The 20770-nt window shown below is 57.0% G+C and carries 24 protein-coding genes and 2 pseudogenes; 8 read left to right on the top strand and 18 right to left on the bottom strand.

The features are described 5' to 3' along the window. Window positions 1–15: 15 nt before the first annotated feature. On the bottom strand, window positions 16–264 hold the full coding sequence (locus KW841_RS06530; protein ID WP_218474685.1) for a hypothetical protein: 249 nt from the start codon (window positions 262–264) through the stop codon (window positions 16–18). 61 nt (window positions 265–325) lie between these two features. Here KW841_RS06530 and KW841_RS06525 point away from each other — a divergent pair, with 61 nt between their 5' ends. After that, entirely contained in the window at window positions 326–709 is a 384-nt protein-coding gene (locus KW841_RS06525) for a hypothetical protein (protein ID WP_218474683.1), read from the top strand. 148 nt (window positions 710–857) lie between these two features. After that, on the top strand, window positions 858–1259 hold the full coding sequence (locus KW841_RS06520; protein ID WP_218474681.1) for a hypothetical protein: 402 nt from the start codon (window positions 858–860) through the stop codon (window positions 1257–1259). Between the two features lie 154 nt (window positions 1260–1413). Here KW841_RS06520 and KW841_RS06515 read toward each other — a convergent pair whose 3' ends face one another. After that, window positions 1414–1722, bottom strand: coding sequence for a hypothetical protein (locus tag KW841_RS06515; protein WP_256357728.1), 309 nt, complete (start codon window positions 1720–1722; stop codon window positions 1414–1416). A 320-nt stretch (window positions 1723–2042) separates the two neighbouring features. After that, window positions 2043–3512 (bottom strand): DNA cytosine methyltransferase, encoded by a 1470-nt coding sequence (locus tag KW841_RS06510; protein ID WP_218474679.1) that lies wholly within the window; start codon window positions 3510–3512, stop codon window positions 2043–2045. Window positions 3513–3559: 47 nt separating this feature from the next. Between KW841_RS06510 and KW841_RS06505 the strand changes: the two genes are divergently transcribed. Both KW841_RS06505 and KW841_RS06500 read left to right on the top strand, forming a co-directional pair. Continuing rightward, complete coding sequence (locus tag KW841_RS06505; protein ID WP_218474676.1) at window positions 3560–3820, top strand: hypothetical protein; 261 nt, start codon at window positions 3560–3562, stop codon at window positions 3818–3820. A gap of 179 nt (window positions 3821–3999) precedes the next feature. After that, window positions 4000–4203, top strand: a complete 204-nt coding sequence (locus KW841_RS06500; protein ID WP_218474674.1) for a hypothetical protein — start codon at window positions 4000–4002, stop codon at window positions 4201–4203. 16 nt (window positions 4204–4219) lie between these two features. Here the strand turns inward: KW841_RS06500 and KW841_RS06495 are convergent. Then, window positions 4220–4543 (bottom strand): annotated as a pseudogene (locus KW841_RS06495) (hypothetical protein). A 477-nt stretch (window positions 4544–5020) separates the two neighbouring features. Here KW841_RS06495 and KW841_RS06490 point away from each other — a divergent pair. Further along, window positions 5021–5245: a hypothetical protein gene (locus tag KW841_RS06490; RefSeq protein WP_218474671.1), complete on the top strand. Its 225-nt coding sequence runs from the start codon at window positions 5021–5023 to the stop codon at window positions 5243–5245. 300 nt (window positions 5246–5545) lie between these two features. On the opposite strand, the gene KW841_RS06485 is transcribed toward KW841_RS06490, so the two are convergent. The 4 genes and pseudogenes from KW841_RS06485 to KW841_RS06470 all read right to left on the bottom strand — a co-directional run bounded on the left by KW841_RS06485 (window position 5546) and on the right by KW841_RS06470 (window position 8069). Next, window positions 5546–5854: a hypothetical protein gene (locus KW841_RS06485; protein ID WP_218474669.1), complete on the bottom strand. Its 309-nt coding sequence runs from the start codon at window positions 5852–5854 to the stop codon at window positions 5546–5548. An 81-nt stretch (window positions 5855–5935) separates the two neighbouring features. Then, window positions 5936–6310: pseudogene (locus tag KW841_RS06480) on the bottom strand (hypothetical protein); the annotation flags it as partial. Window positions 6311–6370: 60 nt separating this feature from the next. Further along, a complete protein-coding gene (locus tag KW841_RS06475) occupies window positions 6371–7507 on the bottom strand; it encodes a hypothetical protein (protein ID WP_256357726.1) in 1137 nt (378 codons plus the stop codon). 217 nt (window positions 7508–7724) lie between these two features. After that, entirely contained in the window at window positions 7725–8069 is a 345-nt protein-coding gene (locus KW841_RS06470) for a hypothetical protein (protein WP_218474666.1), read from the bottom strand. A 140-nt stretch (window positions 8070–8209) separates the two neighbouring features. Here KW841_RS06470 and KW841_RS06465 point away from each other — a divergent pair, with 140 nt between their 5' ends. Next, the gene (locus KW841_RS06465) at window positions 8210–8389 is read left to right on the top strand and encodes a hypothetical protein (protein ID WP_218474664.1); all 180 of its coding nucleotides are present in this window, start codon (window positions 8210–8212) and stop codon (window positions 8387–8389) included. 44 nt (window positions 8390–8433) lie between these two features. Here KW841_RS06465 and KW841_RS06460 read toward each other — a convergent pair whose 3' ends face one another. From KW841_RS06460 to KW841_RS06450, 3 genes are all read right to left on the bottom strand, one after another. Next, complete coding sequence (locus KW841_RS06460; RefSeq protein ID WP_218474662.1) at window positions 8434–9909, bottom strand: DUF1254 domain-containing protein; 1476 nt, start codon at window positions 9907–9909, stop codon at window positions 8434–8436. A 197-nt stretch (window positions 9910–10106) separates the two neighbouring features. After that, complete coding sequence (locus KW841_RS06455) at window positions 10107–10565, bottom strand: DUF6130 family protein (protein ID WP_218474660.1); 459 nt, start codon at window positions 10563–10565, stop codon at window positions 10107–10109. Between the two features lie 162 nt (window positions 10566–10727). Then, on the bottom strand, window positions 10728–11621 hold the full coding sequence (locus KW841_RS06450; protein ID WP_218474657.1) for a LysR family transcriptional regulator: 894 nt from the start codon (window positions 11619–11621) through the stop codon (window positions 10728–10730). Window positions 11622–11717: 96 nt separating this feature from the next. Between KW841_RS06450 and KW841_RS06445 the strand changes: the two genes are divergently transcribed. Both KW841_RS06445 and KW841_RS06440 read left to right on the top strand, forming a co-directional pair. Continuing rightward, window positions 11718–12863 carry an alpha/beta hydrolase gene (locus KW841_RS06445; protein WP_218474655.1) on the top strand — a complete coding sequence of 382 codons (1146 nt, stop codon included), beginning with the start codon at window positions 11718–11720 and terminating at the stop codon, window positions 12861–12863. A gap of 44 nt (window positions 12864–12907) precedes the next feature. Further along, the gene (locus KW841_RS06440; RefSeq protein ID WP_218474653.1) at window positions 12908–14119 is read left to right on the top strand and encodes an MFS transporter; all 1212 of its coding nucleotides are present in this window, start codon (window positions 12908–12910) and stop codon (window positions 14117–14119) included. Between the two features lie 374 nt (window positions 14120–14493). Here the strand turns inward: KW841_RS06440 and KW841_RS06435 are convergent, their stop codons facing one another. The 7 genes from KW841_RS06435 to KW841_RS06405 form a co-directional block, all read right to left on the bottom strand. Then, window positions 14494–14835, bottom strand: coding sequence for a hypothetical protein (locus KW841_RS06435; protein WP_218474650.1), 342 nt, complete (start codon window positions 14833–14835; stop codon window positions 14494–14496). 104 nt (window positions 14836–14939) lie between these two features. Continuing rightward, window positions 14940–15755 (bottom strand): CoA ester lyase, encoded by an 816-nt coding sequence (locus KW841_RS06430; protein ID WP_218474647.1) that lies wholly within the window; start codon window positions 15753–15755, stop codon window positions 14940–14942. Further along, complete coding sequence (locus KW841_RS06425; protein WP_218474645.1) at window positions 15752–16594, bottom strand: MaoC family dehydratase N-terminal domain-containing protein; 843 nt, start codon at window positions 16592–16594, stop codon at window positions 15752–15754. Before KW841_RS06425 ends, KW841_RS06430 begins: the two co-directional genes overlap by 4 nt. 25 nt (window positions 16595–16619) lie before the next feature. Next, window positions 16620–17564, bottom strand: coding sequence for an electron transfer flavoprotein subunit alpha/FixB family protein (locus KW841_RS06420; RefSeq protein ID WP_218474643.1), 945 nt, complete (start codon window positions 17562–17564; stop codon window positions 16620–16622). A gap of 2 nt (window positions 17565–17566) precedes the next feature. Next, entirely contained in the window at window positions 17567–18316 is a 750-nt protein-coding gene (locus KW841_RS06415; RefSeq protein WP_218474641.1) for an electron transfer flavoprotein subunit beta/FixA family protein, read from the bottom strand. 37 nt (window positions 18317–18353) lie between these two features. After that, window positions 18354–19556, bottom strand: coding sequence for a CaiB/BaiF CoA-transferase family protein (locus tag KW841_RS06410; protein WP_218474639.1), 1203 nt, complete (start codon window positions 19554–19556; stop codon window positions 18354–18356). A gap of 19 nt (window positions 19557–19575) precedes the next feature. After that, the gene (locus KW841_RS06405) at window positions 19576–20739 is read right to left on the bottom strand and encodes an acyl-CoA dehydrogenase family protein (RefSeq protein ID WP_218474636.1); all 1164 of its coding nucleotides are present in this window, start codon (window positions 20737–20739) and stop codon (window positions 19576–19578) included. Window positions 20740–20770 lie beyond the last annotated feature (31 nt).

Raw genomic sequence — 20770 nt, 5'->3', positions numbered from 1 at the left:
AGAGTGGGGCGAAGATCATGGGGTCACCTCACTGGGCTTTTCGGTCAGCTTCCATTTGGTGTTCTTGCTCTGGCTGTGATCGGCCTCGACCAAGCCCTCACGCTTCATCCTTTCCAGTTCCCGATGCATCTCGGGAGTGTCGCGGGCACCGGAGACGTGAAACTTGAACCACCAGGTGGGAAACCAGCCGCGAACACTTTTCTCGTTCTTCCGCATGTACTGGATGATCCGCTCTCGCAAGGTTGCGGCAATTTCTTCAGGCATGACTTCGTCCTCGCCGGCGCTGCTACGCTGGCTTTGATGTGATTTGTTTGGTGGTGGCGAAATGAAAACTGAGGCGCAGGAACTGGTAGGGCTTTCTGGCTTTTACAGCCGGATCAAGTCACCGCAGGCACGAGAGGCATTTTGTTTGCTGCTTGGCTACGCCTCATGCCTGAACGGCTACGAGGTCAAAATCAAACCTCAAGGTGAACTGATGTCTGTTGGCATTTATCAGGATCATGTTTGCCCGTTCGCTTTTACCGTTAACGAACGCTGGTTGCTCTTTTACTTCCGAAAGTCGGCTGTGTTGTCAAAGAGGTACTCAGATGCTGAGCTTCGAAGAGCATTCGACAGTTATAAGGCGGCTCAGGACGATGAATGGACAGTAAGGCTTCGATCTGTTGACGACGTTCGGCGCTTGATCCCTATACTCGCTTTGTCGCTATAGCGGCTAACTTGGAAGGGGGAGGAGGGCTGTACTTTTGTGGGGATTATGCGAAGCTCTGGCCCGTTGCCGGCATCGGGTCAAACCGTTTCCAAGAATTGCATATTACAAATCTTCTTGAGTTCCCAATCTAAGGGTTAGGGGGGTCTTTATGATCAAAACCGTATTGAAGGTTATAGCTGTTGGTGCGTTGTGCCTTGGTGTTGCTGCTTGTTCTACTATTGACGGGCTTCAACCCACTGATAGTGGGGTGACTGTTGAAGTACGAAATAAAACGTACAACGAGGTGTGGAAGTCCTCCGTAAGTGCTATGAGTTCAGGCTTGGCGATTGTTGAAGTAAACAAAAGCGCAGGCGTCATTAAATCCGAAGCCCCCGCCGGGATGGCCACTTGGGGGGAGGTCATCGGTTTGTTCGTCACTCCTGTCTCGCCATCCTCAGATAGCTACTCGGTTCGAATTGTCAGCAAGAAGCGTTCGACGTATCAAATTACCGGTCAGGATTGGGCACCGTCTATCGCTGCTCGCATCCGGGCGGACTTAGACGCAGAGTAATTTACTCATCCTGCAATCTCCATCGATACCAGATCATGGGCATTCACTGTCGCTGGCGAAACACTGGAAGTGCGCCGGCTTGCTCGCGCACAGCTTTCATTCCTGCTTCGTCGTAACCCCAGATGTTGCTGTCGTTGAAACGCTCAGGACCGAGCTAGCCGGGGTGCAGCGACTCGCCGGTGCAGATGTAATCCCGGAACGCCTTGACCACATCCTTTAGCGTGCCGCCGTGAGTGAAGCCGCGCCACCGGCCACCCCACACCGTTTCATGGGTGAAGACTCGCTTTCCGCTGTAGTCGTCGATGAACCAGACCTTGCCGCGATTATCGACTTCAATGCTGGCGTAGCGATTCACAGCCTTGCTGTAGAAGAACCGGCGGCCGTGGTCAGCGATGATCCGGATTACTTGGTTGACCTGCTCGGCTCGCTGGCGCTTCAAGGCGAGTTTGTTTTCTTTGGGCATGGGGCGTCCTCTGCCGGGGCATGCCCGGGCGGTGAAGGGTTGTGAGGGATCAACTACAGTTCAGCGATCAGCCAATGGAGGTGTGTATGGAGTGCTTGGTTTGCGGTATCGAGTCGCAGAGGGTTGAATCTGATCTGGATGGAACAGAGCTCAATTGCCCAGACTGTGGGCACTTTGGTGTGTCGGGAAGCCTCATTGCTACACAGCAGGGAAGGCGTTTTGACGTCGAGCAGACTCGATGGTGGTTAGAGCGGAGGCGTGTAGCGTTTCCAGACCAGCTCCCAGTGATCTCAGGTGCTTCTGTTTTCTGGGGGCTTTGATCAGGCGGCCAGTCGCTGATAGAGCTCGATGATGTCGGCGGCGTTGGCGACGACCAGATCTTCAGCCTCATCCGGGCAAACGCTATTGCCGATCAGTCGGACCTGGTCCGTCTTGTTGATGTCGCGCCATTCTTCGGCACCGGTTGCCGGGTCGACAAACAGGCCTCGATCGATGATGTAGTCCTTGTCGAAGCCCTGGGCTGCCTTCAACTCAGGCGGCTGAAGCATGCGCAGTGTGATGTCCACCAGCACATAACCGCCGACCATCACCAAATCGGCCGGGTCTTTGAAGTGTTCCGGCAGATGTTCGTGCATGAATGCGGCACAGCGGCGAGCGCCTTCCAGCAGTTCTGGTGTCAGTGTGTCCGGTACCTGCACGACCTCGACCAGGGCGATCCGGTCCTTCGTCGGTAGGATGTGCATCGGCTCAGTGAGCGAAATGCCGTCCCTCTCGTTTCCGTAGTACTTCACCAGGTAAGTGTTGACCAGGCGCTGGTTGGCTCTGGATTGGCAAATGGTCGAGATCGGGTCATAAGCTGATCGGCCGTCGCCTTTGTAGAAACCTCCGTTCGCCTGTTCGAAGAATGCCGCCGAGATTGCATGGTGTCCTGTGCTGGTGGCCACCACGCCGAGCGGGTCGGCAACGTCGGCGCCGACCGAACCTTTTCGCAATGTCACCATGTTCGCCGCCGCCATCGCGAAGTGGCCACCCTTCACTTGTGCGACCTGGGTCCGCAGCGGCTCCAGCGCACTGAAGTTGCGCTGCGATGAGCCGTTAGCGCACTCGGTGAGGAACGGCGCAGCTACAGGTTGCACCAGTGCGTGATGTGTACCGCCGGCGCTGATGGTCGATAGTGCCTCGTCGACGCCGTGGGTGCTGGTGTGCGCTTCCGATGTTCCGCGCATCGGGACAATGAACGGCTTCGCGCAGGTCAGCACATGTCGCCAGCAACCCTTGGCCACTCGGCGCATGGTGTTCACCGCCATCGGCTTGTCACGGAAGATTGTGCGGCCCAGGTTACTCCAGTCGATGCACTCGGCTGCGGTGCGCCACGGCAGTTGCTTTGCGGTCGGGGCCTTGTGGCGCTTCGGCGCTGGCCAAACGATCGGCTTGCCGTCGCTGCGCGCCACCAGGTACAGGCGTTTGCGGATCGTAGGGGTGCCAGCGTTGGCCGCGATGCGTTCGCGCCATTCCACGTTGTAGCCGAGGCCGCGCACCAGGCTTTCCACCGGCACGAACTCGCCGATCGAATAGAGGATCTCCGGCATGTCCGGGTGATTGGCGCGGTGCACGGCCAGCGCAATCGGGTTGTGGTTTACCGCTACGTCCGGCTCCCGGTACGCCCGGGCAATTCCGGTGCTTGCACCGCCGCCGCCGGCGAACAGGTCCACCACCAGTTCTTTCTGGAAGGGCAGGCCCATGCTTGACTGGCCGTGGATGAACTGGGGTTTCTTCTGTTGTGCGGACATAGAGGATCCTCGCCGGTATATTTGACGGTTTGAAAAAGGAAGATGAGATGTCGTTTAAAACGGTTGTGGTCGCGTTATCAGGAGCTGCCGGGGTGATTTCCGCCGGGCTTTGGATTTGGTCAGCGCGAGCTCACGTTCCATATGAGCCAGGAACGAATGAGGACGGCTCTCCTATTGGAGTTCTCAGTGATGGCAAGACTGATTTCATCCGCACTTGGAGCAAGCAATCGCGCCTGAGCGCATGGGCAGCAATCGCAGCTGCTGGTGCCGCTGGGTTACAAGCTCTTTCGCTATTTCTCAATGACTGAAGGTTGCTGAAATTTTAAGAGTTACGCGCAGCTGGTAAGGCCGGTCAGGCGCCGTCTTCCGTGACCGGATGCGACGGCGGAAGAGTGTGGGTTTCTGGGGTTGGTCTACGCTTTGAGTTCAATCTCAAGGCCGTTTTCGGCGAACCAATTGGCTCAGGCCACTGCTCGAAAGGACTCATATGAAACTCAATATCATTGCCCTTGGCCTGCTCGCTGTTTTGGCCGGCTGTACAACTGCGGGCCCATATGTCACCAACATCTCGAGCGATGGACGTAATGGTCTGAATATCGAGAAGTGTGCGGTGAAGATGAATGCTTTCATGGGGACTGTTAGCACCACGGAATGTACGACCCAGAACTTGCAGCTCAGTCGAGGTAACTGATTGCAGGAATGATCGCTTAGGATGCGAAGTGCTCGTCGCCCGGGTCTTTGCGCAGCTCCCGCAAACACTCATCTCGAAACATCCGCGCCACGTTTTCGCTTATCTGCACTTTGTGGCGCGGACTTTGAATCGCCTGATATGAAAGTGTCGGCCCGAATGCATGAGCGTTCAGAATCAGGTTCTAAACCGCCTCGTTGATTTCCTCGATGCCGTTCCAAGCCATCAGATCATCAAGCTTCTGCCGGGTACCGGGCCGTAATCGGTGCCGCATCTCCTTCTCGTCGTACTGGATTCGCCTCTCGCTAGCCTTCGCCGAACGCTCTTGTCCACTCTTGGCCATGATCTGCCTCTTCAATTCCGTGGGCCGGTAGATCCAGCCATGTCTGTCGTCGGCGCTGACGCACCTGATTGTTGATTTTTCTCACGGCGGCCCCGGGAACTTGATGTTGTTCTCGCGGGCGATGAGCCAGCTGGCGATGGCTGGACGTGCAAGCAGCTTGGTGACCAGGCGCCAGAGGAAATTGACCATGAGGCATCCTCGGGCACTGGGTGTGGTCAATTGTGGTGACAAACGGTCAGTTCCAACTAATTGCAAAGGTGTTTGCGAGCGGGTGTGAGGAGCCGCATCCTTTGGTTACCGACAAGTCTGAGTGATACCGCATGAAACGACTGACTGAGTGGATAAACCTGTTCGCGGCTGTGATTCGCCTGATCAACGTGATCAGTCGTACGGGCTGGTTTTGAGTAGGCGCCGGCTGGCGTGATTCGTTGAAGTGGGTAGGTTCAGAGCAGTGATATGACGCAAAGGAGTTGCAGCATGGCTTTCAAGAAACGACCTACTAGAGCTGAACGGCAGAAGCAGAGAAATCCGTTCAAAGAGATTGCGGAGTTGCTTGAAGCAACACCTGTCGAGTATCGAGCCAAGCTTTACGAGAAGCTTGAGCGCGAGCGAATTGCAGAGTCCATGGAGAAGTCCGGAAAGAAAAAGCGTGGGGGTTGGCCATTTGTTTCTGGCAGCTTTGAAGGCGGCTCTCGTAAGTAGCAGCGACGTTCCTCGTGACCGGATGCGATAGTGGCAATTTGAGGTTGGGTTTGGTATTACGGTTGGCCGGCACGGGGTCGGGACAGGAGGAGGATCGATGCTTCATTGAAGTTTCAGGGATGCTTACAAAGGGCGCGTATTCACAATTTATTTTGATAGTTATCCGAACGGCTTTACCGCAAGGCTCGAAATCGAAGGACTTCCGCCGCGAGAGTACAGCGACAGGATTTGGGTTGATCGCGAACAGGCCAAGACCGACGTCAGCAATGACGCGCGAGCAATGATTGATGGCTTGATAGGTTAATCACGGCAAATCCTCAGCTCTTCGCGCTTGTAGGCGAGTTCCAATTTCCGCGACACGTTTTCGCTAATCGTAACTTCGTGACGTGGCGGAGCCAGCAGCGGTGCGGACTTTTGAGGCCCTAATGCATGAAGATGATGAATCATCAGCGTGATCGCCTCGCCCTGTTCCTCGATGCCGCTCCAGGCCATCAGATCAGCCAGTGCCTGTCGGGTGCCAGCCATGCAATGCAGCCGGATTTCTTCCTCGCCACGAGTCTTTCGCTTCGCCGCAGTCTTGGCTGACCGGTCTTTCTGGGTTGCTGCCATGATCCGCCTCTTCAATTCCGTGGGCCGGTAGATCCAGCCATGTCTGTCGTCGGCGCTGGCGCACCTGGTTGTTGATTCGTTTCATGCTGCGACCTTCACCTGATGCCAGGCGCCGGCTGCGTAGAACAGCTTCGCGGCCTGAGCCTCTTCGAGCGAAACCTCTGCAGGGATGGCAACCCATCCGGACGCAACCAGGTGATTCGGGTTGCAGCTGTTTCGCAGCTCCAGGTAGTAATGCTCGATGGCATCCGTCAGGCGCTCCACTTTGTAGGTTCCCTCCGGCGATATCTCCACTGACTTCACGTACTCGACGCCGCGTTCGTCTCGACACATGGCGCTGATGTAGATCGTCCATCGATAGGCGAAGTCGAAAATCGCGTTGGCGATCGCCAGACTCCGGATCTGTCGGCAGCTCTTCCAGTTCGCCATGATCTGCGCGCCGCTGTCGGTGTTTGACTTGGCCTTCTGAATGGCATGAAAAAGCCCGCGAGTGACGGGCTTTTTCGCATTGGCGGATTACAGCGAGTCGTTTGTTTGTTTTTTCAGCTCCGCAGTGCATTCTGGGCTGTTATTAAAGGTGTACTCCACTACGAAGTAGCCCTTATCCCTGGAAAGCGCTCGTGCATCAATTGAAATGCTGTTGATGTAATTCTTGATACCGGGCCCCTTCCATTCTGCAGCTAAAGTTCGATCCTGCTTGTAAAGTCCAGTCATCCAATCATTTGAGTCTTTCCAAATGCTGCTCGGCATCAAAAAGTCATAGGTCTTTGGCTTTCCGTAGATAGCGGTCAGGGCTTCCTTCATGGTGTCATAGCCCGCTTGCAACTGATGCCCGAAGTCATTCGTTTGGATTGTCTTGCCTATCGCCCTAACAACGCAAAGGCCGACTGTTGGGGATATGACCAGACCATATTGTTCAAAAGCATCGTTAGGCTTGGGGGCCCTATCGATCAAGTAAAGGTTTTCAGATTCTTTGACGAGCCTTGGGGTTTCTCCTGTCATTTTTTCAATGACATCTCCATTTATGCCCGCCTCAAATCCAAGCGGTCCAGATCCTGGTGGCATAAGATCAGGTTTTGCCGGTGCCTGGGATGGGGAAGCCGAGGTGGTCGGAACTGCGCTCAGCGTAGATGACGGAAGTGCAGATGCACGAATAGGATTTAAGCCATATTTTGCCACTAGGTACTGCTGCTCTAGCATCGCGAGGGTCTGCTCACTCGTCGCTATGGTGGAGAGCTTCAGCGCTTGGATAAGCCCGCCGCTGTATTGGGCTGCCTCGACTTTCGCTGAGGTTATGGCAGACTTAGTTTTGGTGATTTCAGTCGCGAGCTTACTTGCCGCCTCTTCGTCAGGCTTGGAGGCCGTCGTTTCTATTTTCACACTACCTTGCGACTGGACAGCCAAGATGCGCTGCTCCAGCAAGGCCTGATTGATTTTGAGGATCTCGACTCGAGTCGAAATGAGATCTTTAATCAGTCCGCCACTGTACGCGGACGCCGATTTACCGGCCTCATCAATACTCTGCTTAGTCTGGCTCAGTTCGGCCTCGAGTCGTGATACGTAAGCCTTCTGCTCCGGAGTGAGGTCTTTCTCCATGCAGCCCTGAAGCATGGTAACCGCGAGAATACATACAACGAATCCACGTGCGCGCAATTCGCAACCCTCCTTAGATGAGCTGCCAGTCTACCACTACGGCCGAATGCCATCATTCATGCTGCAAGTAGTTCGCTCAGTGGCGGGTTGTTTGTGATGGAGCGTTGATCCGTCAGTTGAGGTCAGCATAGACCGCGCGGGTACCACCGGTCTTACTTCCGCATAGCATCAGCTCGGCTGGACGCATCACTCCACTAGTGCTTGCCGTCCTTCTGCATCAGCCAGGGGCTGGAGAATTCGTGAAAATGGCGCGGTTCGGGTGTGCCGTGGCTTTACGAACAATACCATCCATAGAGCGCGACTGGTTCTGCTCACGACTTGCTTTCGATGTAGGCATCAGTGAAAAAAGAGCAGCCGCATCGAATGCGTCAACATCCAGGCTGACCACCATCCCCCAGCCTGTCCCTCCAAGTCCCGCCAAGGCTCCTATAGATACATTTTTGATGATTATTGATTTTCTAATCCCCCCTTCATCCGCTTTAAATGCGCCTTGAGGAAGGTAAGCAAAGACATGTCCTGCCGTTCGCTTTGACGCAAGCTTCAAACGCCGCCAAATCCGCATCTGCAGAATCTGCTCCTCCTCACCTTGCGTACTGTTCTCCCCACACCTTCAACCGGGACACACAGACGAAAGTTCACACGCCGCATTTCGGTTTTCCAGGTTCGAGACTGGGTTAAACCGCAAAAAGGAGGGATGCCAGGATGCTGATAAAAATCGAAAAAGCGAGGACACCGCAAGACTGGAATGTCTGGATGAACGCGTGGTGCGTCACGTTTCGCAGCTATGCCGAAGCCCTGGCGTTCGTGAACAGACTGGAAGGCAGGATAAATGCCCCACACCTGTTGCCTGTCAGCGAAGACAGGCTTGTATTGGAACGGTAAACCCCCGACAAATGCCGGGGGATCTGCGCGAGTTGGCGCGGGTTCTATTTCGATACCACGATGCCTGCTGGCTTCCAGGTGCCTTCGCCAGCCGGCAGGACTGAAGGCGGCGTCTCCTTGGGCCAATAGAGGCGCATCACCAGGTAAATCGGGCCGTCGGGGGCGGGCAGCCAGTTGCCTTCCAGCGCCTTGCCGGGCGACTTCTGTTGGATGTAGAGGGTCAGCGATCCGTCGGTATTCTTCTTCATGCCGGGCAGCATGGGCGAGTTCAGTAGATAGCGGTCGATCGGGTTCTTGATAAGGAGCTGTGTTTTGCCGTCGTACATCGTCACCGACCAGAAGGCGTTCACTGGAGGCAGTTGCCCCGCCGGGAAGGTGAGTGTGTAGTTATGCTTGCTGCCATCCAGTGGCTCGCCGGTCGCGGTTGTGCGGGTGATGGGGTAAGTGGCTTCGACGGCATCGTTGCCGTAAATACCGCCTTTGGCCGCCGCCGCGCGCTTCAACCAGTCGCCATTGTAGAAATGGCGGTCGCCAAAGTACGAGCCGATGCCCCAGCCATTGACGTTCTTGAGTCCGCCGGACAACCACTTGTCCACCTTCTCGTCACCTTCCTTCATGCCCAGCAGGACAGCGGCCTTGTGTTCGAGCGAGAGGTCCTGGAGCTTGAAGCTCTTGCCCGGTCCAATGCCGATTTTCGCGATTCGAGCCCGAATTTCCCGGTCTTCCGGTGTTGGCGGTACATACTGGAGCGCGGCATCAAGATACTCGAAGAAGTTCTCCTTGATCCCCTTAGTGGTGCTTGGAGGGAAATTGATAACTGGCGATGCAGGCGCCGCCGGTTGTTTCAAAAACGCCGACAGCGGTTGGGCTTTGTAGCCGGACTGCACCTTGACCACATTCGGCATGTCCTTGGGATTGAAGAGCTGGGTTCGGTAGCCAGCGACCGTGAAGGGCGTTGTCGAATGGAATACTTTGCTGATGCCGGGTGGTGTGGAGCCCTTCCAGTCAGGCCCGACCACCATGTAGTTACCCGGGCCGTTCCCCGTGGTGCGGCTGCCGATGTAGCCGTAGTTGTAGGTGTTGCCGTCGATCAGTTGCACCGAGTAATAACGTTTCTTTTCCACGGCGGGCACTGTGAGCACCATGGGCTCGGCGCGCAGATCCAGCCAGAGGAACGAATAGGGCGTATCGCTGTTGGGCGTGACGATGGCCGTATCCTGGTAAGTGAAGACACGGGGTTCGTTCTTGATCTGGTTGAAGGGGGCCTTGAACTGCGGGCCGCTTTTGTCCACGGCGTACTCATACATCACCGCATAGTTCATTACGATCGGCAGTCCGTAAATGAAGGCTTCCTCGGCGATGGCCTTCGTTTCCGTGAGGCTGGGCGCGGCGATGCCTTTGGCTGCATCGGCTTTCTCGGCCTGGGCCACGGGGTCGTTCTTGCTGGCACAGCCTGATACAAGCGCCACCGAAGTGGCAGCGATGGCGATCCATTTTATGCATGAATATTCCGGTTTCATCCTTTGTCGCTCCTGACCAAATCATCTTTGCCCTGGATGTCTTGATCAGCGATTGAACACGTCGAGACTCCAGCTGGTTTACTGCCGTATCTGAGCGTAGGTCATGAAGCAAACCCCCGCTATTGACTGGGGGGCAGCCAATGTTGGGGGCAAACTTCTTCAGTTGGGGCAAGCAGACAACGGAATCGAAGTGGCGACTAATGAGGGGCGTCAGCTGGTTTCTTTTCCGGAACGATGAAACGCACTGTCGTACTGGTAAGGATCTTGTGAGTCGGGTCGGCCACTTCAAGAAGAACCTGGTGAGTGCCGGGGGGCAGTCCGACCAGGATAATCGGGTCTTCACTGGTGTGCGCCCATGTACCTTTCCAGTCGTCGACGGTCACGTGAAGGTGCCCGAGACGGGGTGATACATCAGCCGCTGCTTTACCAAATACCGGCATGATCCTCGCGTGCTCTGTGCGGTATTGGATAATGACGACTCCGCGGGCAAGAGGCTCGGCAAGCGGCGGCTCGGCAATGAGTCTTGGCGCCGTCTCGGATTCCAGGGGAAGTATTGCCGGTGGGTGATAGGCGTCTGCTGTTCCTTCACCGCGCGCGGCTGCGCAAAAGAACACCGCCAAAACAAAGGCCAATGGATTTCTGAGAGAGAGGGACATGGTGTTTTTCTCCCGAGTGATCTCATTCAAGCCTAGATCAAACCGAGTATTGCCCCCGTGTGTATTTGAAATCTGAATCGGCTGCTTGTTTCATCGACCGGTTGAGCCCACAGGTGGCTGCAGCCCTTCGCGACAGATAGCAGCGCGTCGAATGCAGAGCGCTCAGCTTCTATATTTCAGCGCCTCCACAAACGCAGAAAAGGCGGGAGATGCCTGGCGTCTGTTGGGGTAATACAAATGGTAGCCCTGAAACTCAGGGCACCAGTCGGCCAAGACTTCTTTGAGTCGGCCGTCGGCCAGATACGGTGCTACCAATTCCTCTGGTACATAGGCCAGGCCAACGCCATCAACGGCGGCATTGAGAACATGCATGATGCTGTTGAACACAAGTTGTCCATCTGCCTTGACTGTAAAAGCCTGGCCATTTCTTTCAAATTCCCATGCGTAGATCACACCTGATGGTCTATGTCGGATATTCACGCAGTCATGCCCGGTCAACTCATGGGGGGTTGTGGGTGCCGGGTTGCGTTCGAAGTATTCTGGAGAACCCACTACTGCCAACCGCCAATCCGGCCCTATGCGAACGGCGATCATGTCCTTGCTGATCGATTCGCCCAGGCGAATACCCGCATCAAATCGCTCCTCGACCACGTTGGTGAACCCATAGTCGACGTAGAACTCCAGTGTGATATCCGGGTAGCTCTTCAGGAAGCTTGCAAGCATCGGCCGAATGCACAACTCAATCTGATCGTCAGTACAGGAAATACGAATCGTGCCACTGGGCTTGTCCCGCAGTTCGCCCAGCGCTTCAAGCTCGGCGGTGATCTGGTCAAAAAGCGGGGCGATCGAGCGCATCAACCTTTCTCCCGCCTCTGTGGGCGACACATTGCGCGTCGTGCGGGCCAGCAGCCGTATCCCCAGTCTTTGTTCAAGTGCCCGGATCGTATGACTCAGCGCAGAAGGCGTAACGCCCAGTTTGGCGGCGGCCTTGGTAAAGCTTTGGTCGCGTGCCACCGCCAGAAAAGCCTGGAGATCGTTGACTTTGGTATTGGCCATTGCTGAATTTTTCTCAAAACCACATGAAGATTATCCTTACTAATCAAGATATCTCGAATCCGTCAAGCTCTGTCACCTATCTGGAACGGAGTGCTGATGATGAGCGAGACACCTTTAACCCTTCTTGAAGCTACAGAAGCCTTGCTCCCTCGAGGGCTTGATCGACGTGAGTTCGTGAAGGCCACCGGCGTTAGCATTGCGGCTCTTGGCGTCCTTTCGGGCGCAGTCGGCCCCGCCTTTGCAGCTGACTCAAAAAGTGCAGGCAGCCCGCCGGAAGGTGCCGACAACTTTTACAAAAGCGCCAAGGTCACCGTGCAAAAGGTGACCTTCAAGAACTCATACAATCTTCAAATTGTGGGCAATCTTGTAACGCCCAAGAATCTGGCTGCAAACGCTAAAGCGCCTGCAATTATCGTCGGTCATCCCATGGGCGCAGTCAAAGAGCAAAGCTCCATGCTCTATGCACAAAAGCTGGCGGAACAAGGCTTCGTCACGCTCGCGATTGACTTGCCTTTCTGGGGAGAGAGTGAGGGCCTGCCTCGAAACCAGGTCGCCCCCGAAATGTACGCCGACGCGTTCAGCGCTGCAGTTGACTACCTGGGTACGCGGGATTTCATTGATCGCAAGCGTATTGGCGTACTGGGTATCTGTGGCAGCGGTGGCTTTGCCATCAGTGCGGCCAAGATGGATTCTCGTTTGAAAGCCGTGGCCACTGTCAGCATGTACGACATGGGGGCTGTCACTCGTCATGGTCTGGGGCACTCAGTGACTGCCGAGCAACGCCAGGCCATGCTCGTCAAAGCCGCCGAGCAACGCTACGGCGAGTTCTCTACCGGGCAAATGCATTTCCTCAACTATTTGCCAGTGCAGCCTGGTAAAGATGCAGACCCGGTCACACGTGAATTCTGGGACTTCTACCGTACGCCACGCGGTATCCATATCCCTCATGGCAGAACGTTGGAGCTGACCCAAAACCGCGCCTTGACCAGTGAGGTCCGGTTCGTGAATTTCTATCCATTCAACGATATCGAGACGATTTCCCCGCGACCGCTGCTGTTCATCGCTGGCGATCGGGCGCACTCCAGAGAGTTCAGCGAGGAGGCCTACCAACGTGCCGCCGAACCTAAGGAACTGGCCTGGGTTCCCGGCGCGGGGCACGTCGATCTGTACGACCGCGTGAACTTGATTCCCTGGACCAGACTCACCGCCTTTTTTACCCGGCATCTGACGGTGGTTGGCTAAAAGACCTGTGTTTCAGCCAACCACTATTTGATGAGAGGTTTTTAATGACGACTCAAGTATTCGACTCCCCGGCTGGTGATGCCCTCGGCACGCCGGGGGCTGGGGAACTGCAGGCTTACTGGAGTGGCATCTTTGCGATGACACTGTGCGTATTCGCACTCATCGCCTCGGAGTTCATGCCTGTCAGTTTGCTCACACCGATTGCATTGGATCTGCAAATCAGTGAAGGACTGGCCGGGTATGGGATCGCCATCTCCGGCGCCTTCGCGGTGCTGATAAGCCTTTCGATTTCCAGGCTTGCTGGCTCAATGGACCGCAAGACGCTGTTGCTGCTACTGACCGGGATTATGTGTGTGTCGGGGTTGGTGGTCGGTCTGGCGCCAAACTATACGGTGTACATGATGGGGCGTGCGCTGATCGGTGTGGTGATCGGCGGATTCTGGTCGATGTCGGCGGCAATGGCCATGCGCCTGGTACCGTCCTGTAGCGTGCCCAAGGCTCTGGCAATCTTCAACGGCGGCAATGCTTTGGCAACCGTAGTGGCCGCACCACTGGGAAGCTATCTGGGCAGCGTCATGGGTTGGCGGGGGGCTTTTTTCTGCCTTGTTCCGGTAGCGATCATCGCGTTGATCTGGCAGTGGATCAGCCTGCCAGCCATGAAGGCGGCGCCGCGCAAAGCGGGCGCGGGCAATGTCTTTCGATTGTTCAAGAGCCCATTGGTCAGTTTCGGCATGTTGAGTGTGGGCACTTTCTTCATGGGGCAGTTTGTATTGTTCACCTATCTGCGCCCGTTCCTGGAGACCGTCACCGGTGTAGATGTCTCCATGTTGTCGATGATCCTGCTGGTCATCGGTGTGGCGGGTGTCGTCGGAAACATTCTGATCGGCACTTTCCTGAAAGTCGGCATGTACCGCGTCCTGGTCTGCATTCCACTGTTGATGGCCGCCATTGCACTTTCCTTGATTGTCCTTGGCGGCGGAGTCGTGGCAGCTTTTGTATTGCTGGGGCTGTGGGGCCTGGCCGCGACAGCCGCACCTGTGGGGTGGTGGTCGTGGTTGGCCAAGGTGTTGCCCGGGGATGCTGAAGCGGGTGGCGGCCTGATGGTGGCGGTCATTCAGCTATCCATTGCGCTGGGCTCTACCCTCGGCGGGCTGCTGTTCGACGGGAGCGGTTATCGCATGACATTTCTTGCAAGCGCTATCTTGCTGGTACTTGCGGCAGTGACGACCTTTTTCACATCGCGAAACCAGGGTTAACAGAAGGCAGATGCCAAGAAGCTGTTTCGTAGCTCAAGGATCTGGGTGGTTCAGCCCCAAATATAGGGTGAGCGAACCCCGTGATGGGGAATTTTTTACCACCCGAATAGACCGTTTCAGTGCAATCGCTGGGCCCGGCTTTGCCCATGCCAAATGGCTTGGATTTTGCTCAGGTACTCATACTGAAGCATTCACTGAATGCGGTATCCGGAGATTCGAGCCATGTGGGCAAAAACTCTGCTTCTCGGCGTCATGTTTGGAATCGGGATCGTTACCAGCGGCTTGGCTACGAGCATGATCCTGTTTTGGTACGAGTTGTGTTAACCCCCCATCCCCGCTTCTTCATGATCCCTGGTGGCGGCGGTTGCGATGGTCTATGCCTGGATTCCCATCTCCCCCTGTGCAGCTTGTAACGCTCGCTCTTCGGTCAGTGGCGTTAAAGTTGGCTGCGCATTGCTGGCGTGCATGTAAAGAAAGTAGTGCCCTGTATCGTCCAACAATATCCGGTGCAGTTCTGATGGCCGAAAGTTGTTACCGATATGAATACGTTCCTTGATGATCTCGAAAGTCCTGATCCCATGCTGTCGCATTGCAGTTTCAAAGGCTTCGTAAAGACTTTCTCTGCGGCGTCGGTTGTTTCGAGCATTTAGCTTGAAAAAAACCACCATCAGCACGGCATAGCTGATAAGGAGTAGCACAATGGCGCTAGGGCGCATGCGTGGAGCTCCATGTCCTCTCAATCGCTGTGCCTTTCAGTGTAGGCGCGTTCCGGGTGAAATCTTCAGCTCATCCCAAGGTCATGGAGCGTGCTGCCGTTGAGTCAGGTCGCGCGCGCCAGGATCGCCTGCGCACGGCCTATGACAGGCGCATCGACCATTTGCCCATCGAGCACGAACACGCCTTCACCCGATCGGGCAGCGTCCATGATGCGTTGTGCCCAGAGCAGTTCCTCCAGACCGGGTTTCAGCGCTTGATGGATAATCGCCACTTGGCTCGGATGGATACATAGCGCGCCACCAAATCCCATGTCGCGGGCAAACTGAACGGTGCTGTGCAGGCCGACGGTGTCTTGTATAGCCGGGAATACCCCATCCAGCGCCGGAGCAAGACCGGCCACCCGAGTCGCGAGCAGTACTGCGTATCGAGCGTGACTCAGAAACTCTTTGGCGGCAGGGCTGCCGGTGGTCAAATTCAGGTCCAGGCCCAGGTCCAGGCTTCCGAATGACAAGCGCTCAACGCCCTGGGCCCGGGCAATCGCTTGGAGTTCGGCCAGGCCCCTGGCGCTTTCGATGATGGGCCAGATCGATTTTTGGGTCTTGGCAGCCGTGAGGACGTGCTCCGCGCTTTCCGCTTTGGGCAGCAAAATGCCGATCACGCCAGCGTGTCGTCGACAAAGCTTCAGATCCGCCGCGTGGGCCCAGTGGTCCGGAGCATTGACTCGTACCAGAATCCGGGCTTGCGGATGGTCACTCAAGAAGCACTCCAGGTTATCCCTCGCCTGGTCCTTTAGGTTCTCCTGCACGGCATCTTCCAGATCGACAATGACCCGGTCCGCACCGGTAGCGATGGCTTTGGGTATGCGCTCCGGACGCGTGGCCGGGACAAACAGCGCGGAGCGGACAATGGAGGTATTCATGGTGTTTCTCCCAAGCTGAACTCGACTTCGCCGATCTGCGCCGTACCGTCCTGATTGCCTGCCCAGAGCTGTGCCTTGCCGCTATCGATCAGGCGTCCGCCGACCTCGAAAGGCTGAGGCGAAATCAAGGGACGGACGCCTCGGAAGGTGAAGCGCTTCAAGCGCGCGTTCGGGTGCGCTTTGGTAAACGCGCGCAAATTCAGCGTGGCGATCAGGGGACCATGCACCACCAAACCCGGGTAACCCTCGGTCTGCGTGACGTATGGCCAGTCGTAGTGAATCCGGTGGCCATTGAAGGTGACGGCCGAGTAACGGAACAGCAAGGTCGGGGAGGGGACGACCAGGTCCCGCCATTGGCCTTGCGGGATCGCTTCGGTGCCGCTCAGTTTGGGTGGAGTGGGCTCGCGGTAGACGATGTCCTGCTCATCCTGCAGGGCACGTTTGCCGTCCTGAAAATACTCATGGCGCACCGTGACGAACAACAAGGAACCCGTGCGCCCGTGCTTCTCTTCGACGTTGAGAATGGTTGACACGCAGGTCACGTCAGCCTCCACCGTCAACGGCTGGTAAAACTCGAGTCGACTGCCCGCCCACATGCGGTTGCGATTGTGGGCGGGGGGCAGGAATCCCCCGAGCGCCGGATGACCGTCCGGACCCAGTTCATCGGCGGTAACCGGTTCCTGAAAAAACGCCCAGTGCCACAAAGGCGGCAGCGATTCACCCGACCGGGGTGCCGGCTCGTCCAACGTCGCGGCGATACGTTTGACCAAGGTAAAACTGATCCGGTCCTGGCTTTCCTGGCGACGTCCAATCCAGGCTGAAAAATCGGAACTGCTCATATTTATCGCTCCTGTCGGTCGGTAATCAGTCCAGGGCGGCCATTTCTGGAATCGCTTCAAACAAGTCCGCCACCAGGCCGTAATCGGCCACCTGGAAGATCGGCGCTTCTTCGTCCTTGTTGATCGCAACGATCACTTTGGAGTCTTTCATGCCGGCCAGGTGCTGGATCGCGCCGGAGATACCGACCGCGATGTACAGCTGTGGCGCAACGATCTTGCCGGTCTGACCGACCTGCATGTCGTTCGGAACAAAACCTGCGTCGACCGCAGCGCGGGAAGCGCCCACAGCAGCGCCCAGCTTGTCGGCCAGGGCGTACAGGTGCTTGAAGTTGTCGCCGTTCTGCATGCCACGGCCGCCGGAAACGACGATCTTGGCAGCGGTCAGTTCCGGACGATCGGACTTGGCCAGCTCTTCGCCGACGAAGCTGGAGATACCAGCGTCGTGGGCAGCAGCAACCGCTTCAACAGCAGCCGAACCACCAACAGCTGCAACCGGGTCGAAACCGGTGGCACGCACGGTGATCACTTTCACTGCAGCGTTCGATTGAACGGTAGCGATGGCGTTGCCGGCATAGATCGGACGCTTGAAGGTATCAGCGCTTTCTACCGAGATGATCTCGGAGATCTGGTCAACGTCCAGTGCAGCGGCAACGCGCGGCAGGATGTTTTTGCCGTTGGAAGTGGCGGCAGCCAGGATGTGGCTGTAGCCCGCAGCCCCTGCTTCTTGAACGAGAGCAGCGACCAGCGGCGCAACGTTTTCCGGCAGCTGGTGAGCGTAGGCGGCGTTGTCGGCCACCAGCACTTTAGCCACGCCAGCGACTTTCGCCGCGGCTTCAGCCACACCACCAACGGATGCGCCGGCCACCAGCACGTGGATCTCACCACCGATTTTGGCGGCGGCAGTCACAGTGTTCAGCGTGGCCGGAGCCAGCACTTTGTTGTCGTGTTCGGCGATTACCAAGATAGTCATGATTAGATTACCTTCGCTTCGTTTTTCAGTTTCTCGACCAGTTCAGCCACCGACTTGACCTTGATACCCGCGCTGCGTGCAGCTGGCGCTTCGACTTTCAGGGTCTTGTTGGTGGAGGCGGTGGAAACGCCCAAAGCGTCCGCAGTCACTACTTCGAGAGGCTTCTTCTTGGCTTTCATGATGTTTGGCAGAGACGCGTAGCGCGGCTCGTTCAAACGCAGGTCAGTGGTGACGATGGCCGGCAGTTTCAGGGAAACTGTCTGCGCGCCGCCGTCGATTTCGCGAGTCACGGCAACGCTGTCGCCGCTGATTTCGACTTTCGAAGCGAACGTGCCCTGACCGTAGCCGCTCAATGCAGCGAGCATCTGGCCAGTCTGGTTGTTGTCGCTGTCGATGGCTTGCTTGCCAAGGATCACCAGCCGGGGCTGCTCCTTGTCGACTACGGCCTTCAGCAGCTTGGCAACGGCCAGGGAAGTCAGGTCTTCGGCGATTTCTACGAGGATGGCGCGGTCGGCACCCAGGGCCAGCGCGGTGCGCAGTTGCTCTTGAGCGGTGGACGGGCCGACGGAGACGACGACGATTTCAGTCGCTATACCCTTCTCCTTCAGGCGTACGGCTTCTTCCACGGCGATCTCGCAGAACGGGTTCATCGCCATCTTGACGTTGGCAAGGTCGACGCCGGAACTGTCCGCTTTCACGCGAACTTTCACGTTGTAATCGACCACTCGTTTCACAGCAACCAGGATCTTCATTGGGCAGTGTTCTCTCGAAAAACTTTGATCGTTGCAGTCAGACGGCACCGGCGGCACGCATTTGTTCAATGCGCTCGGCCCCCAGTCCCAGCTCCTTGAGCAGATCTTCGGTGTGTTGGCCAAGGCCCGGCACGGCCTCCATACGAGGTTCGAACGCACTATTACTGCCGGGCGGGACCAGGCTCGGAATGGGGCCGGCAGAGGTTTCGACTACTCGCCAACGGTCACGGGCCTGAAGCTGCGGATGGTCCCAGACACCTTGCATGTCGTTCACCCGGGCGTTAGCGATTTGCGCATGGTCCAGGCGATCGATCACCGCATCGAAGTTGAGCGTGGAGAACGATTCAATGATCAGTTCCCGGAGCGCGTTGCGGTTCTCGACGCGTTTGAAGTTGGCCGAAAAACGCGGGTCTTGGGCCAACTCGGGCGCAAGCAGCACCTTCTCGCAAAACAGCTGCCATTCACGCTCGTTCTGCAATCCCAGCATCACCGTGGTGCCGTCACCGACAGGGAAGGGGCCGTAGGGGTAAATGGTGGCGTGCGCAGCGCCGGCGCGAGGGGGCGGCGGAGCTCCGTCGTAGGCGTAGTACATCGGGTAGTTCATCCACTCGACCAGACTTTCGAGCATCGAAACATCGAGGTGGCTGCCTTCACCGGTGCGTTCACGCAACAACAGCGCAGACAGGATGCCGGTGTAGGCGTACATGCCGGCCGCGATATCGGCAATTGAACAACCGGCCTTGGCCATTTCTTCCTCACCCTGGCCGCCGGTGACCGACAGGAATCCGCCCTCACTCTGGATCAGCAGGTCGTAGGCTTTCTTCTTCTCATAGGGGCCACCGGCGCCATAGCCTGAAATGTCGCAGACGATCAGGCGCGGAAAACGCCGGTGCAGCACCTCAAATGACAGCCCCATACGCGCGGCCGCACCGGGTGCCAGGTTCTGCACGAGCACATCGGCGGTGCCCAGCAAACGGTCCAGTACGTCAGTGGCCGAATCTTGCTTCAGGTCCAGGGTCAGGCTTTCTTTCGAACGATTGGTCCAGACAAAGTGCGAGGCCAGACCGTTGACACGTTGATCGTAGCCCCGGGCGAAATCGCCTGTGCCTGGACGTTCGACCTTGATCACCCGGGCACCGAGATCGGCCAGTTGTCGGGTACAGAAGGGCGCTGCAATAGCATGCTCGAGGCTGACGACGGTCATGCCATCGAGCGGACGGAGGCCTTTGGGCTGGCTCATGAGGGTATCTCTCTTGTTATTAGAAAGAGCGCGGCAGCTCGAGCAGGTGTTCGGCAACGTAGGACAGGATCAGGTTGGTAGAGATGGGCGCTACCTGATACAGACGGGTTTCGCGGAATTTGCGCTCGACGTCGTATTCGCAGGCAAAGCCGAATCCGCCGTGGGTTTGCAAGCAGGCGTTAGCCGCTTCCCAGGACGCTTTCGCCGCCAGGTACTTGGCCATGTTGGCGCTGGCCCCGGCATTGATGCCGCTGTCGTATTCCTCGCAGGCACGCCAGCGCATCAGGTCAGCCGCCTCGATTTCGATGTGGGCTTCGGCGATGGGGAATTGCACACCCTGGTTCTGCCCGATCGGGCGCCCGAACACCACGCGATCCCGGGCGTAGGCACTGGCCTTTTCGATAAACCAGCGACCGTCGCCAATGCATTCGGCAGCGATCAGGGTGCGTTCGGCATTCAGTCCATCGAGGATGTAGCGGAAGCCTTTGCCTTCCTCGCCAATCAGGCTGTCAGCGGGGATTTCCAGATTGTCGAAGAACAGTTCGTTGGTTTCGTGATTGACCATGTTGGCGATCGGCTGCACGGTCATGCCGTTGCCGATGGCTTCACGCAGATCCACGAGGAAGATCGACATGCCTTCGGACTTCTTCTTCACTTCGGCCAAGGGCGTAGTGCGCGCCAGCAGGATCATCAGGTCGGAATGCTGGATTCGCGAGATCCACACCTTCTGCCCGTTGATCACGTACTTGTCGCCGCGTTTGATCGCGGTGGTTTTGATCCTGGTGGTATCGGTGCCGGTGGTGGGTTCGGTCACTCCCATCGATTGCAGGCGCAGTTCACCGCTGGCCAGTTTCGGCAGGTAGTAGCTTTTCTGTGCCTCGCTGCCATGACGCAGCAGGGTGAACATGTTGTACATCTGCCCGTGAACGGTGCCGGAGTTACCGCCACAGCGGTTCACTTCTTCGAGGATCACCGAGGCCTCGGCCAGCCCGAGGCCGGAGCCGCCATATTCGACAGGAATCATCGCCGCCAGCCAGCCGGCGTCGGTCAGGGCCTTGACGAAGGTTTCCGGAAAGCCTTTTTCTTCGTCGACTTTGCGCCAGTAAGCGGCATCGAATTCAGCGCACAGGGCGCGTACGCCCTCGCGCATGGCATTGAGTTCTTCAGAGTTGCGGTCGGTCATTATTATTCTCCTCAACGCGTCACGCATGGCA

Source organism: Pseudomonas sp. PDM28 (genome assembly GCF_019219115.1).
Classification (GTDB): Bacteria; Pseudomonadota; Gammaproteobacteria; order Pseudomonadales; family Pseudomonadaceae; genus Aquipseudomonas; species Aquipseudomonas laurylsulfatiphila.
This window is presented reverse-complemented; position numbering and strand designations above follow the sequence as displayed.

Bases quoted from the DNA above. Each gene is read 5' to 3' on its own strand.
- KW841_RS06530 (WP_218474685.1), bottom strand. From the start codon at position 264: ATGCCTGAAGAAATTGCCGCAACCTTGCGAGAGCGGATCATCCAGTAC.
- KW841_RS06525 (WP_218474683.1), top strand. From the start codon at position 326: ATGAAAACTGAGGCGCAGGAACTGGTAGGGCTTTCTGGCTTTTACAGC.
- KW841_RS06520 (WP_218474681.1), top strand. From the start codon at position 858: ATGATCAAAACCGTATTGAAGGTTATAGCTGTTGGTGCGTTGTGCCTT.
- KW841_RS06515 (WP_256357728.1), bottom strand. From the start codon at position 1,722: ATGCCCAAAGAAAACAAACTCGCCTTGAAGCGCCAGCGAGCCGAGCAG.
- KW841_RS06510 (WP_218474679.1), bottom strand. From the start codon at position 3,512: ATGTCCGCACAACAGAAGAAACCCCAGTTCATCCACGGCCAGTCAAGC.
- KW841_RS06505 (WP_218474676.1), top strand. From the start codon at position 3,560: ATGTCGTTTAAAACGGTTGTGGTCGCGTTATCAGGAGCTGCCGGGGTG.
- KW841_RS06500 (WP_218474674.1), top strand. From the start codon at position 4,000: ATGAAACTCAATATCATTGCCCTTGGCCTGCTCGCTGTTTTGGCCGGC.
- KW841_RS06490 (WP_218474671.1), top strand. From the start codon at position 5,021: ATGGCTTTCAAGAAACGACCTACTAGAGCTGAACGGCAGAAGCAGAGA.
- KW841_RS06485 (WP_218474669.1), bottom strand. From the start codon at position 5,854: ATGGCAGCAACCCAGAAAGACCGGTCAGCCAAGACTGCGGCGAAGCGA.
- KW841_RS06470 (WP_218474666.1), bottom strand. From the start codon at position 8,069: ATGCGGATTTGGCGGCGTTTGAAGCTTGCGTCAAAGCGAACGGCAGGA.
- KW841_RS06465 (WP_218474664.1), top strand. From the start codon at position 8,210: ATGCTGATAAAAATCGAAAAAGCGAGGACACCGCAAGACTGGAATGTC.
- KW841_RS06460 (WP_218474662.1), bottom strand. From the start codon at position 9,909: ATGAAACCGGAATATTCATGCATAAAATGGATCGCCATCGCTGCCACT.
- KW841_RS06455 (WP_218474660.1), bottom strand. From the start codon at position 10,565: ATGTCCCTCTCTCTCAGAAATCCATTGGCCTTTGTTTTGGCGGTGTTC.
- KW841_RS06450 (WP_218474657.1), bottom strand. From the start codon at position 11,621: ATGGCCAATACCAAAGTCAACGATCTCCAGGCTTTTCTGGCGGTGGCA.
- KW841_RS06445 (WP_218474655.1), top strand. From the start codon at position 11,718: ATGATGAGCGAGACACCTTTAACCCTTCTTGAAGCTACAGAAGCCTTG.
- KW841_RS06440 (WP_218474653.1), top strand. From the start codon at position 12,908: ATGACGACTCAAGTATTCGACTCCCCGGCTGGTGATGCCCTCGGCACG.
- KW841_RS06435 (WP_218474650.1), bottom strand. From the start codon at position 14,835: ATGCGCCCTAGCGCCATTGTGCTACTCCTTATCAGCTATGCCGTGCTG.
- KW841_RS06430 (WP_218474647.1), bottom strand. From the start codon at position 15,755: ATGAATACCTCCATTGTCCGCTCCGCGCTGTTTGTCCCGGCCACGCGT.
- KW841_RS06425 (WP_218474645.1), bottom strand. From the start codon at position 16,594: ATGAGCAGTTCCGATTTTTCAGCCTGGATTGGACGTCGCCAGGAAAGC.
- KW841_RS06420 (WP_218474643.1), bottom strand. From the start codon at position 17,564: ATGACTATCTTGGTAATCGCCGAACACGACAACAAAGTGCTGGCTCCG.
- KW841_RS06415 (WP_218474641.1), bottom strand. From the start codon at position 18,316: ATGAAGATCCTGGTTGCTGTGAAACGAGTGGTCGATTACAACGTGAAA.
- KW841_RS06410 (WP_218474639.1), bottom strand. From the start codon at position 19,556: ATGAGCCAGCCCAAAGGCCTCCGTCCGCTCGATGGCATGACCGTCGTC.
- KW841_RS06405 (WP_218474636.1), bottom strand. From the start codon at position 20,739: ATGACCGACCGCAACTCTGAAGAACTCAATGCCATGCGCGAGGGCGTA.